This window comes from Kitasatospora sp. NPDC002543 (genome assembly GCF_053594915.1).
Genome location: NZ_JBSFWR010000072.1, coordinates 15,876 through 30,486 on the forward strand (window position 1 = coordinate 15,876; position 14,611 = coordinate 30,486).

Annotated in this window: 10 protein-coding genes; 8 read left to right on the top strand and 2 right to left on the bottom strand. The window is 76.9% G+C overall.

The window, feature by feature from the left end; all coding sequences use genetic code 11:
* Window positions 1-41 precede the first annotated feature (41 nt).
* The 3 genes from ACWD4P_RS26340 to ACWD4P_RS26350 are packed head-to-tail and all read left to right on the top strand — an operon-like array spanning window position 42 to window position 7,329.
* A complete protein-coding gene (locus ACWD4P_RS26340) occupies window positions 42-269 on the top strand; it encodes an MbtH family protein (RefSeq protein WP_449781276.1) in 228 nt (75 codons plus the stop codon).
* Window positions 266-2,293 carry an ABC transporter ATP-binding protein gene (locus ACWD4P_RS26345; protein WP_449781277.1) on the top strand — a complete coding sequence of 676 codons (2,028 nt, stop codon included), beginning with the start codon at window positions 266-268 and terminating at the stop codon, window positions 2,291-2,293. The genes ACWD4P_RS26340 and ACWD4P_RS26345 overlap by 4 nt, the downstream gene beginning before the upstream one ends.
* Entirely contained in the window at window positions 2,293-7,329 is a 5,037-nt protein-coding gene (locus ACWD4P_RS26350) for an amino acid adenylation domain-containing protein (RefSeq protein ID WP_449781278.1), read from the top strand. The genes ACWD4P_RS26345 and ACWD4P_RS26350 overlap by 1 nt, the downstream gene beginning before the upstream one ends.
* A gap of 57 nt (window positions 7,330-7,386) precedes the next feature.
* Here the strand turns inward: ACWD4P_RS26350 and dpgD are convergent, their stop codons facing one another.
* Complete coding sequence (gene dpgD, locus ACWD4P_RS26355) at window positions 7,387-8,208, bottom strand: enoyl-CoA-hydratase DpgD (RefSeq protein ID WP_449781279.1); 822 nt, start codon at window positions 8,206-8,208, stop codon at window positions 7,387-7,389.
* Window positions 8,209-8,234: 26 nt separating this feature from the next.
* Window positions 8,235-9,245, bottom strand: a complete 1,011-nt coding sequence (locus ACWD4P_RS26360) for a DUF4190 domain-containing protein (protein ID WP_449781280.1) — start codon at window positions 9,243-9,245, stop codon at window positions 8,235-8,237.
* Window positions 9,246-9,536: 291 nt separating this feature from the next.
* On the opposite strand from ACWD4P_RS26360, the gene ACWD4P_RS26365 reads away from it, so the two are divergent.
* The 5 genes from ACWD4P_RS26365 to ACWD4P_RS26385 all read left to right on the top strand — a co-directional run bounded on the left by ACWD4P_RS26365 (window position 9,537) and on the right by ACWD4P_RS26385 (window position 14,503).
* Window positions 9,537-10,073, top strand: coding sequence for an AAA family ATPase (locus ACWD4P_RS26365; RefSeq protein WP_449781281.1), 537 nt, complete (start codon window positions 9,537-9,539; stop codon window positions 10,071-10,073).
* A gap of 80 nt (window positions 10,074-10,153) precedes the next feature.
* Complete coding sequence (locus tag ACWD4P_RS26370) at window positions 10,154-10,582, top strand: helix-turn-helix domain-containing protein (RefSeq protein ID WP_449781282.1); 429 nt, start codon at window positions 10,154-10,156, stop codon at window positions 10,580-10,582.
* A 275-nt stretch (window positions 10,583-10,857) separates the two neighbouring features.
* Entirely contained in the window at window positions 10,858-12,411 is a 1,554-nt protein-coding gene (locus tag ACWD4P_RS26375) for an alpha/beta fold hydrolase (protein ID WP_449781283.1), read from the top strand.
* 59 nt (window positions 12,412-12,470) lie between these two features.
* Complete coding sequence (locus ACWD4P_RS26380; RefSeq protein ID WP_449781284.1) at window positions 12,471-13,187, top strand: response regulator transcription factor; 717 nt, start codon at window positions 12,471-12,473, stop codon at window positions 13,185-13,187.
* On the top strand, window positions 13,187-14,503 hold the full coding sequence (locus tag ACWD4P_RS26385) for a HAMP domain-containing sensor histidine kinase (RefSeq protein ID WP_449781285.1): 1,317 nt from the start codon (window positions 13,187-13,189) through the stop codon (window positions 14,501-14,503). Before ACWD4P_RS26380 ends, ACWD4P_RS26385 begins: the two co-directional genes overlap by 1 nt.
* Window positions 14,504-14,611: the final 108 nt, after the last annotated feature.

A 14,611-nucleotide genomic window follows, 5' to 3' on the forward strand; every position in this document is an offset into this window, starting at 1 on the left:
CGCCCCGGCGGCCCCGGACCCGAACGACCGAGGAGACCGAGATGACCAGCCCCTTCGACGACCCGGACGCCCGCTACCTGGTGCTCGTCAACCCGATGGGCCAGTACTCGCTGTGGCCGGCGTTCGCGCAGGTGCCGCCCGGCTGGCGGACCGCCCACGGCCAGGGCACCCGGGACGAGTGCCTGGCGTACGTCGACCGCGTCTGGACCGACCAGCGGCCGCCGGGGACGGTCACGGCCGCCGACGGCAGGGAGGTCGCCGCGTCATGATGTCCGGCCCGGGCCCGCTGATCACGATCCGGGCCACCCCCGGGGACGGGACGGACCCGGCCCGGGGCCGGGTGCGGCCCGGCACCGCGCGGCGGATCCGGCCCTACCTGCGGCCCTACCGGGGGCAGATCGCCGCGCTGCTGAGCCTGACCGCGTTCGACGCCGTCATCACCGTCTCCACGCCGCTGCTGTTCAAGGTCCTCATCGACCACGGCATCGTGCCCCGCGACCGGGGCGTGGTGGCGGGCGCGGCCGCCGCGGTGGCGGGCCTGGCGCTGCTGCAGGCGCTGGTGGGCTTCCTCGTCAGCCGCAGTTCGGCGCGCATCGGCGAGGGGCTGATCTACGACCTGCGCACCGAGGTCTTCCGGCACGTGCAGCGCCAGCCGCTGGCGTTCTTCACCCGCACCCAGACCGGTTCGCTGGTGAGCCGGCTCAACACCGACGTGATGGAGGCCCAGCAGGCGGTGACCGTCCTGCTGTCCAACGTGCTCTCCAGCCTGCTGGTGCTGGGCCTGGTGGTCGCCACGATCTTCTACCTGTCCTGGGTGGTGGGCCTGGTGGTGCTCGTCACGGTGCCCCTGTTCGTGCTGCCGGGCCGGGTCGTCGGGCGCCGGCTGCAGGGCAACCTGCGCACCTCGATGCAGCTGGACGCCCGGCTCGGCTCGCTCATGCAGGAGCGCTTCAACGTGGCCGGCGCGCTGCTGGTCAAGCTCTACGGCGACCCGCGGCGCGAGGAGCGGCACTTCGCCGACACCGCGGCACGGGTGCGGGACGTGCGGGTGGTGACCTCCGTCTACGCGCGGATGCTGCTGGTGACGGTGACGCTGCTGGCCTCGCTCGCCACCGCGGTGGTCTACGGCGTGGGCGGCGAACTGGTCGTCGGCGGCGCCATCCGGATCGGCACCCTGGTGGCCCTGGCCACCCTGCTGGCGCGGCTGTTCGGCCCGATCAACCAGCTGTCCAACCTGCAGTCGAACTACCTGACCGCACTGGTCTCCTTCGACCGGCTCTTCGAGGTGCTGGACCTGCGGCCGGCGATCGTGGAACGGCACGACCCCGTCGTGCTGCCCGCGGTCGCCCGCTCGTCGGCCCCGGAGGTCGCGTTCGAGGACGTCTCCTTCCGCTACCCCGCGGCCAAGGACGTCTCCCTGGCCTCGCTGGAGACGCTGTCGCTGCCGGCCCCGGAGCGCCCCGACGACACCCCGGCGCTGCGCGGGGTGAGCTTCCGCGCCCCGGCCGGCCGGCTGACCGCCCTCGTCGGGCCCTCCGGCGCGGGCAAGACCACCATCAGCCAGCTGGTGGCCCGGCTGTACGAGCCCACCGCGGGCACCGTGCGGATCGGCGGCCACGACGTGCGCGACCTGTCCCTGGCCTCGCTGCGCGACACCGTCGGCATGGTGACCCAGGAGGCCCACATGTTCCACGACACCATCCGCGCCAACCTGCTCTACGCCAAGCCGGACGCCACCGAGGCGCAGCTCGTCGAGGCGTGCGGGGCCGCCCAGGTCTGGGAGCTGGTCCGCGCGCTGCCCGACGGCCTGGACACCGTGGTGGGCGACCGCGGCTACCGCTTCTCCGGCGGCGAGAAGCAGCGCCTGTCGATCGCCCGGCTGCTGCTCAAGCAGCCGTCGGTGGTGGTGCTCGACGAGGCCACCGCGCACCTGGACTCGGAGTCCGAGGCGGCCCTGCAGAAGGCGCTGTGGACCGCGCTGTCCGGCCGGACCGCCCTGGTGATCGCGCACCGCCTGTCGACCATCCGCGAGGCCGACCAGATCCTCGTGCTCAAGGGCGGGCGCGTGGTCGAACGCGGCCGCCACCCCGACCTCGTCGACGCCGGCGGCCTGTACGCGGAGCTGTACCGGACCCAGTTCGCCAAGCCGCCCGAGCCGCGCCCGGAAGCCGAGCGGCCCCCGGCGAACGGCTACGGCGACCTGCCCCCGCTGCCGCCCGGCGGAGGGCCCCTGCGCCGGCTGCCGCCGCCCGACGCGGCGCCCGAGCCCGGCCGACCCGAACGGAGAGCATGATGAGCCAGTTGACGGTCGAGGACGTGTGGCCGCTTTCCCCGCTGCAGGAGGGACTGCTGTTCCACGCCTCGTACGACCAGGACGCGCCCCGGGACGTGTACGTGGGGCAGCGGATCCTCAACCTCGACGGGGACCTGCGGCCCGAGGTGCTCCGGGCGTCCTGGCAGGCGCTGCTGGAGCGGTACGCGAGCCTGCGGGCCGCGTTCCGCTCCCGTTCGGCCGGCGACACCGTCCAGGTGATCGCCAAGGGCGTGCGGATCCCGTGGACGTACGCGGACCTCGGCGACCTGGGCGAGGCGGAGGCCGAGCGGGAGGCCGAGCGCCTGGCCGCGGTCGACGCGCGGCGCTTCGACCTCGGCAGGCCCCCGCTGCTGCGGGTGCTGCTGCTGCGCGCGGGCCCCGGGCGGCACCGGATGGTGGTGACGATGCACCACATCCTGATGGACGGCTGGTCGCTGCCGATCGTGTTCGGCGAGCTGTGGGAGATCTACGAGAACGGCGGCGACGCCTCGGCGCTGCCCGCGGTGCCGCAGTACCGGGACTACCTGGCCTGGCTGGTGCGCCGGGACACCGACGCCTCCCGCGAGGCCTGGCGCGCGATGCTGGCCGGCACGCGGGAGCCCACCCTGGTGGGCCCCGGCGACCGCGGCGGCCCGCCGGTGATGCTGCGGCACGTCATCGTACGGCTCGGCGACGACCTCGCCGAGCGGCTGCGGGAGGCGGCGCGCTCCGCCGGGGTCACCTTCAACCGGGTCTTCCAGGTCGCCTGGGCGCTGCTGGTGGGCAAGCTGTCCGGCCGGCTGGACCCGGTCTTCGGCGCGACCGTCTCCGGGCGCCCCGCCGAGGTGGCGGGGGCGGACCGGATGGTCGGGCTGTTCATCAACACCGTGCCGGTACGGGTGCCGCTGGACCCGGCCGTGCCGTTCCGGCGGGCCATGGCGGCGCTGCAGGACCAGCAGGCCGCCCTGCTGGACCACCAGCAGCTGAGCCTGCCCGAGATCCAGCGCGCCGGCGGCCCGGGCGCGGTCTTCGACACCCTGATGGTCTTCCAGAACTATCCGCGCGGGCCGATGGCGGCCCCCTCGGCCGGCCCGCGGCGGCCCGGCGCACCGGGCCACGCGCCGCGGCCCTCCGCCGACTCGCCGCGGGGCGAGGGCCTGGGCGGCACGGCGCTGCGCAGCGGCCGGCAGGCGGGCGGCCCGCTGCCCGCCGGGCCGGACGGCGAGGCGCCCCCGGGGCCGGGCGGCGGAGTGCCGCCGGGGCCGGGCGGCGGGCGGGAACCGGCGGGCGGGCCGCCGGGGATCGGCCTGCGGGGCCCGGCCGGCATCCGGGTGTCGGCCGGCGGCGGCGAGGAGGCCGCCCACTACCCGCTGACGATCGTGGTCACGCCGACCGACGACATCGAACTGCGGCTGGACTACCGGCCCGACCTGTTCGACGAACCCACCGCCCGCGCCCTGGTCGACCGGATGCTCCTGGTGCTGCGCCAGGTCGCCGACGACCCGGACGTGCCCCTGGGCCGGCTCGACGTGCTGCTCGACGAGGAGCGCGGCGAGCTCGACGGGACCGGCTACCGGACCCGCCGCGAACTGCCCGCCGCCACGCTCGCCGAGCTCTTCGGGCAGCAGGTGCGCCGCACCCCCGGGGCGGTGGCCGTGGTGGCCGGGGACACCGAACTGACCTACGCCGCGCTGGACCGGCGCGCGAACCGGCTGGCCCGCCGGCTGGCCGGGCTCGGTGTGGGCCCGGAGACGCTGGTGGGCGTGGTCGCCGAGCGCTCGCCCGAACTGGTCACCGCGCTGCTGGCGGTGGTCAAGGCCGGGGCGGCGTACCTGCCGATGGACGGCGGGCACCCGGCCGCCCGGCTCTCCGCGGTGGCGGCGCAGGCGGGCGCGGCCGTGGTGCTGGTCGACGGGCCGAACGCGCGGCGCGGCCTGGCCGACCCGGCGCTGTTCGGCGGCGCCGAGGTGCTGCGCCTGGAGCCGGCCGACGCGGACGGGGACGCCGCCCCGGGCTCCCCCGCCCAGGACCCCCTCTTCCAGGGCTCCCCCGACGAGGACTCCCCGGCCGACGCCGAGGCCTTCCCCGCGGTGCCGGTGCGCCCGGAGAACCTGATGTACGTCATCTACACCTCCGGCTCCACCGGCCTGCCCAAGGGCGTCGCGGTGACGTACGGCAGCGTCCTGGCGTTCTGCCTGGACACCTGTTGGTCGGCCGAGACCCTCGAACGGGTGCTGGTGCAGGCCAACCACGCCTTCGACGCCTCCACCTACGAGATCTGGACGACGCTGCTGCACGGCGGCCGGCTGGTGCTGGTGCCCCCCGGGGACACCGACACCGTCGAGCGCGGCCGGCTGATCGCGGCCCAGAAGGTGACCAGCGTGCACGCCACGGCCGGGCACTTCCGGGTGCTCGCCGAGCAGGCCGCGCACATCTTCGCCGGGGTGCGCGAGGTGTCCACCGGCGGCGACGTCGTCTCCGCGCACGCCGTACGGACGCTGCTGCACGCCCACCCGGGCCTGGTGGTGCGCACCACCTACGGCCCCACCGAGTCCACCGCCTTCGCCACCCAGCTGCCCTTCACCGACCCGGACGCGGTGCCCGACGCGGTGCCGCTGGGCCGGCCGATGGACAACACCCGGGCGTTCGTCCTCGACGCGTTCCTGCGGCCCGTGCCGGCCGGCATGACCGGCGAGCTCTACCTCGCCGGGGCCGGGCTGGCCCGCGGCTACCTGGGGCGCCCCGCGCTCACCGCGGAGCGCTTCGTCGCCTGCCCCTTCCCCGCCGAGGGCGAGCCCGAGGGGGCGCGGATGTACCGCACCGGCGACCTGGCGCAGTGGACCCGGGACGGGCAGCTGCTCTTCCTCGGCCGCGCCGACAAGCAGCTCAAGATCCGCGGGTTCCGCGTCGAGCCGGCCGAGATCGAGGCCGAGCTGGCCGCGCACCCGGACGTCGGGCAGGCGCTGGTGGTCGCGCTGGAGGACGCGGACGGCCGCAAGCGGCTGGCCGGGTACGTGGTGCCGGCCGGCGGCGACCGGGCCCGGCCCGAACCGCGGGCGCTGGTGGAGCACCTCGCCGCGCGGCTGCCCGACTACATGGTCCCGGCCTCGGTGACCGTGCTGGAGGCGCTGCCGGTGACGGCGAACGGCAAGGTCGACCGGGCCGCCCTGCCGCTGCCCGACTTCCCCGGCCGGACGGCGGGACGCGCCGCGGCCACCGACACGGAGGAGCTGCTGTGCCGCCTGTTCGCCGAGGTGCTGAACCTGGAACGGGCGGGAGCGGAGGACTCGTTCTTCGGCCTCGGCGGCGACTCGATCACCTCGATGCTGCTGTCCGGGCGGGCCCGCAAGGCCGGCCTGGCGATCACCCCGCGTCAGATCTTCGAGCTGCGCACGCCCGCGGAGCTGGCGCGGGTGGCCGAGCCGGTCGACGCCGAACGGCAGGACCGCCCCGAGGACGTCCCCTGGGGCCCGGTGCCGCTGACCCCGGTGATGCGCGAGATCGCGGCCCGTACGGGCTCGGCGGCGCGCGCCGGCAGCCAGTCGATGCTGCTGACCGCCCCGCCCGGTCTGACGCCCGGACGGCTGGCCGCCGTCCTCGGGGCCGTCATGGCGCGGCACGACGTGCTGCGGGCGCGGCTGGCGGACGGGGAGCTGGTGGTCCCCGAGCCGCGGGACGCCTCGGCCGTGGACCCGGCGGACCTGGTGACCCGGGTGGACGCGGCGGGCCTGGACGGGCCGCGGCTGGACGCGCTGGTCGACGAGCGGGCCGCGGCCGCCCAGGCCGCGCTCGCGCCCGGCGACGGCGTGATGCTGCGGGCCGTGCTGATCGAGCGCGGCCCCGGCCGGGACGCCCTGGTGCTGCTGACGGCCCACCACCTGGTGATCGACGGGGTCTCCTGGCGGGTGCTGATGCCCGACCTGGCGCTCGCGGACGCGGCCCTGGCCACCGGCGGCGCGGACGCCGCGCGGGCGGCCGTCGCCCCCGAGCCGGCCTCCTTCCGCCGCTGGGCGGACGCCCTGGCGCAGCGGGCCAGGGCGCAGCGGACGGTGGACGAGCTGCCGGCCTGGCGGCGGATGGTCGAGCGGGTCGAGGAGCCGCTCGCCGGGCGGCCGCTGGACCCGCGGACCGACACGGTGGGGGCCGGGGTGTCCCGCGCGGAGCTGACCGTCGCGGCGCCGATGGCCGGATCGCTGCTGGCCGCGCTGCCCGCCGCCTATCACGCGGGCGTCGACGACGTGCTGCTGTCCGGGCTGACCGCGGCGCTCGACGAGTGGCTGCGCTCGCGCGGCGGGCCGGCCCCGCAGGGCTTCCTGATCGACCGGGAGGCGCACGGGCGGGTGCCGCTGGCCGAGGACATGGACCTGACGCGGACGGTCGGGTGGTTCACCGCCGTCCACCCGGTGTGGCTGGAGCCCGGTCCGATCGACCCGGCCGAGGTCCGGGCGGGCGGGGCGGACGCGGCGCGGCTGATCAAGCGGGTCAAGGAGCAGCTGCGGCAGGTGCCGGGCGACGGCCTCGGGTACGGGCTGCTCAGGTACCTGAACCCGGCCACCCGGGCGGTGCTTGAGCCGTTGGCGGCGGCGCAGATCGGGTTCAACTACCTGGGCCGGTTCGGCGGTTCGGACTCCCCGGGCGCGGACGGCGCGGGCTCCGGCGGTACGGGTTCCGGCGGTGCGGACGGTGGCGGCGGTGGCGCGGCCCGGGCGTGGACGCCGGCGGGCGAGCGCCCGGTGCCGGACGGCGGGGTCGACCCGTCGACGCCGCTGCGGCACGTGCTGGAGATCAACGGCTCGGCCCGGGACCTGCCGCGGGGGCCCGAGCTGGGCTTCGTCCTGGAGTCGCCGGGCGGGCTGCTCGGCACGGCGGAGCTGGAGGACCTCGCCGGGCGGTGGCGGGCCGTGCTGGAGGGCCTGGTGCGGCACGCCGCCGAGGGCCCGGGCGGTCACACCCCGTCGGACTTCTCGCTGATCTCGCTGGGCCAGGAGGACATCGACGAGTTCGAGTCGGCCTTCGGCGGCGGGGAGGAGGGCTGAGCGGGGCCGGGCCGGGCGGCCCCGGGCCCGGGCGACTCGGCCCGGGCCCGGGGTGGTTCAGCGTCCGCGCCACACCGGGGGGCGCTTCTCCGCGAAGGCGCGCGGCCCCTCGCGGGCGTCCTCGCTGGCCCGGCGGACCTGCTCCCAGTGGTAATGGGTGGTGAACGCCCGCTCCAGCGGCAGGTCCAGCGAGCGCAGCACGGCCTCCTTCAGGGCGCGCTGCGACAGGGGGGCGCAGCGCAGCAGGTCGGCCGTCCAGCGTTCGACGCACTCGTCGAGCCGGTCGTCCGGGACGACCTCGTTGACGAGTCCGAAGGCCAGGGCCTCGGCCGCCGTCATCCGGCGTCCGGTCAGCAGGTAGCCCATCGCGGCCTTGAGCGGGATCTGGCGGGCCAGCCGGAAGGCGCCGCCCGCGCCCGGGACGAGCCCGAGGGCGGCTTCGGGCAGGGCGAAGACGGCGCTGTCGGCGGCGATCACCAGGTCGCAGGCGAGGACCAGTTCGAAGCCGCCGCCGAGGGCGTGGCCGCGGACCCGGGCGAGGACCGGTTTGGTCAGGGAGAAGCGGTCGGTCAGGCGGGGCGCGCCCGGCTGGCCCCGGGATCCGAAGGTCGTCGGCGGCGCGCCCTCGCGGTCGAGGCGGGCCCGTTCCGTGAGGTCCTGGCCGACCGAGAAGGCGCGGTCCCCGGCGCCGGTGAGCACGACCAGCCGTACCCGGTCGTCGCGTTCGACCTCGTCCCAGACCGCGCCGAGCTCGGTGTGCATCCGCAGGTCCATCGCGTTGAGCACACGGGGCCGGTTGAGCGTCACGCGGGCGACGGGACCGGCCCGTTCGTAGAGCACGGGCCGGTCGGTCGCGGGTTCCTCCTGGGCGGGGTCCACGCGGGCAGGGTACCGGCGGGGGCGGGTCAGCCCGGGGAGCCGGTCCAGACGACGCTCCGGTGGTCCGTGCCCATGGTGTGGTCGAAGCGGACGGTGAAGGGACCGGCGTCGGCCGGCAGGGCGTAGGCGGTCAGGCTGACGGCCTCCTGGCCCGGGGCCAGGGAGTCGGCGAGGAGCTTCATCCGGCCGCTGCCGTCGATCAGGGTGAAGACGAGGTTGCCCTTGGCGTCCTTGACGGTGGGCATCCCCGATCCGTAGAGCGAGACCTCGGCGGGGCCGGTGTTGGCGACGGTGATCCGCACCTGGACGACCTCGGCGTCCTTGGGGACCTCGCCGACGGCCCCGCGCGGGGTGTACGGCTCCGGCGCGGCCATGGTGACCTTCAGCCCGTCCGGGTAGGTGTAGGACTGGCCGAAGGGCAGGTGCCGGGCCCGCTCGTCGGCGGCCGCCTTCTCCTGCTCGGCCTCGTACTTCTGGCGTTCGGCGTCGAGGCGGGCCTTCTCCTTGGCGGCCCGTTCCTGGGCGGCCTTGGTGGCGGCCTCGGAGCGGGCGCGGGCGTCGTCCGCCTCCGCCTTCAGCTCCTTGTTGATGGCGTGCACCCGGACCCCGACGAACACGCCGGTGCCGACCGAGACCAGCAGGCCGGTGATGCCCAGGACCACGCCGGCCAGGGCCATCGCCCGGTTGGTCGCCAGGCCCTTGCGGGCGTGGCCCAGGCCGATGGCGCCGAAGACGAGGGCGAGCAGGGCCGGCAGCCAGGACAGCCAGAACAGGACGATGACCAGGCCGAGGACGACGCCGACGATCCCGAGCACCAGGGCGGCGATGCCCAGGCCGTTGCGGGGCTGCGGGGCGTGCGTCGGCATCGGGTACGGCGGCCAGTACGGCCCGCCGGGGGCACCGCCGGGCGGCATGCCCGGGGCGGCCGGCGCGGCGGCGGTGGGGGCCACGCCCGGGTCCGGCGGCGCCCACGGGTCGGCGCCGGCCGGCTCCGCGGCGGACGGCGGGCCGCTGTCGGGCGGGGCGGGAACGGTCATGCGGGATCCTTCGGGAACATCGTGACGGTGAGCGGCTGTTCGGCCCCGGGGCGCGGTCTCGGCCGGGTGGTCCTTCCGGCTGCCCGGCGGCGGTGGCCCGGCCCGCGCGCAACGGCGGCCGCGTCGGGCCGGCCCGCGCGTCGACCCCCGGGGCGGGACACCGACGGGGTCGGCGAGTGATCAACATACAGGGGCCCGGGCCGGCCCCGGCGCGGGCCCCGACCGCCGCGGTCCGCGGGCCGCCGGGCACCCGGCGGTGTGGCCGGGGCGCGGCGCGGGGAGGGTTGCGGCATGGCGGGCAGTCAGCAGAGCGTGCTGGTCGTGGTGCGCGGTCCGAGCGGTGCGGGGAAGTCCAGCGTCGCCGCGCGGCTGCGGGCCGCGTACGGGCGGGGCCTGGCCGTCGTCGGGCAGGACGTGCTGCGCCGCACCGTCCTGCGGGAGCGGGACGTCCCGGGCGGGGCGAACATCGGGCTGATCGACCTGGTCGCGCGGCACGCCCTCGGCCACGGCTTCCACACGGTCGTCGAGGGCATCCTCACCGCCGAGCACTACGGGCCGATGCTGGCCCGGCTCGCCGCCGACCACCGGGGGCGCTGCTTCCTCTACTACCTCGACGTCGGCTTCGAGGAGACGGTGCGCCGGCACGCCACCCGTCCCCAGGCCGCCGAGTTCTCCCCCGAGGAGATGGCCGACTGGTACCGGCCCCACGACCTGCTCCCCCACGGGATCGAACGGGTCGTCGGCCCGCACAGCGGCCTGGACGAGACGGTCGGACGGATCCTCGCCGACACCGGCCTCACCCCGCCCGGCTGGGTCCCCCGGCCCTGAACCCGCGCCCGTACGGCGGCTTCTCCCAGGGCGGAACGCCGCCCCCTTCCGCCCGGGCCGCCGGTCCCTAGGCTGAGGGGGTGAGCACTCATGCGCCGAACGAAGCCCGCGTCATCCCGCTGCGCCCGCAGGCCTCGCCGCCCGCGGCCGGCGGGGAGCCCCGCCCCGCGCGCACGCCCGCACGGAGGGAGCCGCTGTGGCGCGACGTCGTCGGCGACGTGCTGCGGCGCGAACGGCTCGCCCAGGAGCGCACGCTGAAGGACGTCGCGGAGGCGGCCCGGATCTCGATGCCGTACCTGTCGGAGCTGGAGCGCGGCCGCAAGGAGGCCTCCTCGGAGGTGCTCGCGGCCGCCGCCCGGGCGCTGGGGCTCGGCCTCGGGGACCTGCTCTCGCTCGCCCAGGAGGAGCTGGCCCGGTACGCCGCCCCGAGCCGAGCGGGCCGGAGCCTGGCGGGCCGGGGCCGCACCGCGCCGACGGGGCGCCACAACGGCCTCTGCCTGGCCGCCTGACCCCAGCGTTCGCCGTACGGCGGGAGGGCTCTGCCTCCCGCCGTACCCGGCCGCACGCGCTCGGCACCTGCTCGGCGATCCCGTAGCCGACGGCCGGGGCCCGCCGGCCTCTCCTCGTCGGGGCCGGTTGCCGCCGACTCCGCTCCCGGCCCGGACGGCCCCGAACCGCCGGGCGCGGGTTCTTACACGCCTTTGCCGTCGCTCTGCCGAACCGCTGACGGGCGCCCCGCAAGGTGGTGCCCACACCGACCGCAGGACGGACGAAGGGCACGGCGATGACGACGAACACGGGCACGGCGACGAGCGGGGCGAAGCGGCGGGGCGGCCTGGCCGCGGCGGCCCTGGCGGTGCTGGCGACGGTGCTGCCGGTCGCCGCCACCCCCGCGCAGGCCTCCCCCGCCGGGGCGCCGGCCGGCCCCGCGTGGTGCCCGGCCGTGCCCGGGCACCAGGTCGACTGCACGACGATGCGCCGCCCGCTGGTGGCGGGCGAGCCGCGCCTGGGCGGCATCGACGTGAGCTACGCGGTGGTGCGCCACAGCCGCCCCGGCCCGGCCCTGGGCACCGTCGCGCTCAACCCCGGCGGCCCCGGCGAGACGCTGATCGACCGCGCCGAGCAGGTCGCCGGGGCGCTGGAGGGCGTCCTGGACGACTACGACGTGCTGCTGCTGGACCCGCGCGGCACCGGCCGCTCGGGCCGGCTGCCCTGCGGCGTCACGGAGGCCGAGTACCGCTGGGCCCCGCGGGCGGGGATGCGCGAGGCCGTCGCCGAGTGCGCCGAGGAGCTCGGCCCGCGGGCCCGCGGCTACACCAGCGCCGCCACGGCCGACGACATCGACGCGGCCCGCGAGCGCCTGGGCGCCCCGAAGCTGGTCCTGTACGGCCTGTCGTACGGCACCTACCTGATGCCGGTGTACGCCGACCGCCACCCCGAGCGGGTGGAGAGGATGGTGCTCTCCGGCGCCTACCCGCTCGCCTTCGACTCCCTGGCCCGGCCCGGCGCCCAGCAGGTCTCGCTGACGCTGCGCCGGATCTGCGAGCGCAGCGGGGCCTGCGACCCGCAGACCGCCGTGCACGACCTGGCCGCCGTCACCGAGCGGCTGCGCGCCCGCCCGTTGAAGGTGACCGCCTCCGTGGACGGCGAGCGGCGCACCGTGCGGTTCACCGAGGACAAGCTCGCCGACCTGATGTACGAGCCGGCCACCCGCGGCGCCGGCGCCGACCCCGGGACGCCCGCGCTGCTCGGCGAGCTGCCGGCCGCGCTGCACGCCTTCGCGGCGGGCGACGAGGCGCCGCTGGCCGCCCTGGTGCGCCGCGAGATCGAGCACACCGGCACCGAGGACCAGGCCTCGTTCCTGGCCGTCACCTGCAACGACTACGCCCGCACCTGGGACCCGGACGCCTCGCCGGCCGAGCGCCGCCGCCAGTACCGCGCCGCCGTGGCCGCCGCGGACCCGGCCGACTTCGGGGCGTTCAGCCCCGCGGGCTGGGCCGCGGGCCAGACCGACGGCGGGGACAACTGCCTGGACTGGCCGCGCCGGGGCACCGCCCGCCCCCAGCCCACCGATCTGCGCAACGTGCCCGACGTTCCCGTCCTGGTCCTCTCCGGGGACCTGGACACCAACACCCCGGAGGTCAACTCCCGCCTGTCCGCGGCCCAGTTCCGCCGCAGCGCCTTCGTCTCGGTGCCCAACGCCGGGCACGTGCCGGAGCTGGAGTCGACCGGCTGCACGCTGGAGATCTCCGGTCACTTCATCCGCACCGGCGAGGTCGGCGACACCTCCTGCCTCGCGCAGATCCCCCCGGTCGCGGTCGTCCCCGTCCCCCGCTGACCGCCGCCCGGGGCCGCCGCCGGGCCCGACCACCCCCCGCCACCAGCGAGGATGACACCATGACAGATCCCATCACCGCCCGGCGCACCGTCCTGGTCGTCGAGGACGACCCCGGCGTCCGCAGCACCCTGGACCACCTGCTGCGCTTCGAGGGCTACCAGGTGCTCACCACCGCCGACGGCCAGGAGGCCCTGGACCTCCTGGAGCACCGGCGCCCCGACCTCGCGGTGGTGGACGTGGTCATGCCCCGCCTCGACGGCCTCGCGCTGTGCCGGATGCTGCGCCGGCGCGGCGACCGGCTGCCCGTCCTGGTCCTCACCGCCCGCCACCAGCTCGGCGACCGGGTCGCCGGGCTTGACGCGGGCGCCGACGACTACCTCGCCAAGCCCTTCGCCACCGAGGAACTGCTGGCCCGCATACGGGCCCTGCTACGGCGCGCCGAACCGCTCGGCGCCGAGGTCGGCGCCGGCGCCGGCGCCGACCTCGCCCTGGCCGACCTCTCCCTGGACCCCGCCGCCCGCCTGGCCCACCGCGGCGGGCGGCGCCTGGACCTGACCAAGACCGAGTTCGACCTGCTGGAACTGCTCCTGCGCAACCAGGGCACCGTCCTGACCCGCCACCGGATCTACGAGCGCATCTGGGGCTACGACTTCGACACCGACTCGCGCTCGCTCGACGTCTACGTCGGCTACCTGCGCCGCAAGACCGAGGAGGACGGCGCGCCCCGGCTGATCCACACCGTGCGCAACGTCGGCTACACCGCCCGGAGCGCCTGATGCTGCGCACCCGGATCGGCCTCGTCGTCCTCGCCTCCGTGCTGCTGGCGATCGCCGTTCCCGTCACCGCCGCCTACCGCGGCGTCAGCACCCTGGTCTCCGACCAGCTCGACCGCAGCCTGCAGGACCGCGCCCACACCGTGCTCGCCGCCCTGGAGCTCGGCCGGCCCCCGCTCGCCCGGCCCGACACCGTCGAGCAGCTGCTGCCCGCCGACGGCACCGCCGTACGGCCGCTGGCCCCGGGCGCACCGGCGCTGCCGGTCTCCGACCGGGCCCTGGAGGTGGCCCGCACCGGGCAGGGCTCCCACCAGGAGGACGCCACCGTCGACGGCACCCCGTACGGCGTGCTCACCCTGGCCCGCCCGGACGGGCAGGGCGCGGTGATGGTCGGCCAGACCTACGCCGGGGTCACCGAGGTCGACGAGGCGTTCCTCCGGCGCATCACCGTCACCGGCGCGGCGGCCGCGGCCGCCTGCGCCCTGCTCAGCTGGTTCGTCCTCGGCCGGATCCTGCGCCCGGTGCGGCGCCTGGCCGCCGCCGCCGAGCACATCACCACCACCCGCGACCTGGCCACCCCGCTGCCCGCCGCCGGGCGCGACGAGGTCGGCGGCCTCACCCGGGCCTTCGAGTCGATGGTCGGCGCGCTGCACCGCTCCCGCGAGCAGCAGCAGCGCCTGGTCCAGGACGCCAGCCACGAGCTGCGCACCCCGCTGACCTCGGTGCGCGGCTGCGCCGAGCTCCTCCAGCGCGCCCGCGGCCGGCTCGCCCCCGAGGACGAGGAGCAGATCCTCGCCACCCTGGTCACCGAGACCGTCGCCCTCGACGAACTCGTCCGCGAACTGGTCGAGTTGGCCACCGACCGGCAGACCGCGGAGGACCCGGAGCCGCTCGACCTGCCGGAGGCCGCCGAGGACAGCGCCCGGCGCTTCCACCGCCGGACCGGCCGGGAGATCACCGTCAGCGCCGACGGGCCGGTGCCGGTGCTCGCCCGCCCGCGGGCACTGCAGCGCTGCGTGGACAACCTGGTGGGCAACGCCGTCAAGTTCAGCCCGGACGGCAGCCCGGTGGAGATCCGGATCACCGGCACCCGGCTGGCCGTGCGCGACCACGGGCCCGGCATCGCGCCCGGCGACCGGCAGGCCGTCTTCGAGCGCTTCTACCGCGCCACCGGCACCCAGTCCACCCCGGGCTCGGGGCTGGGCCTGGCCATCGTGCACGACCTGGTGGCCGCCGACCACGGCACCGTCTTCGCCGACGCCGCGCCGGGCGGCGGCGCCGAGGTCGGCTTCCGGCTGCCGCCCGCCCCCGGCGGCTGACCGGCCGCCCGACCGTGCCCCGGCGCTGCCCCTCCGGGCCCTGCCGGGCGCCGCGCCGGGGCCGTAGGGTCGACGGGGACGGCCCCGAACAGCGGGGGCCGGGCCGGG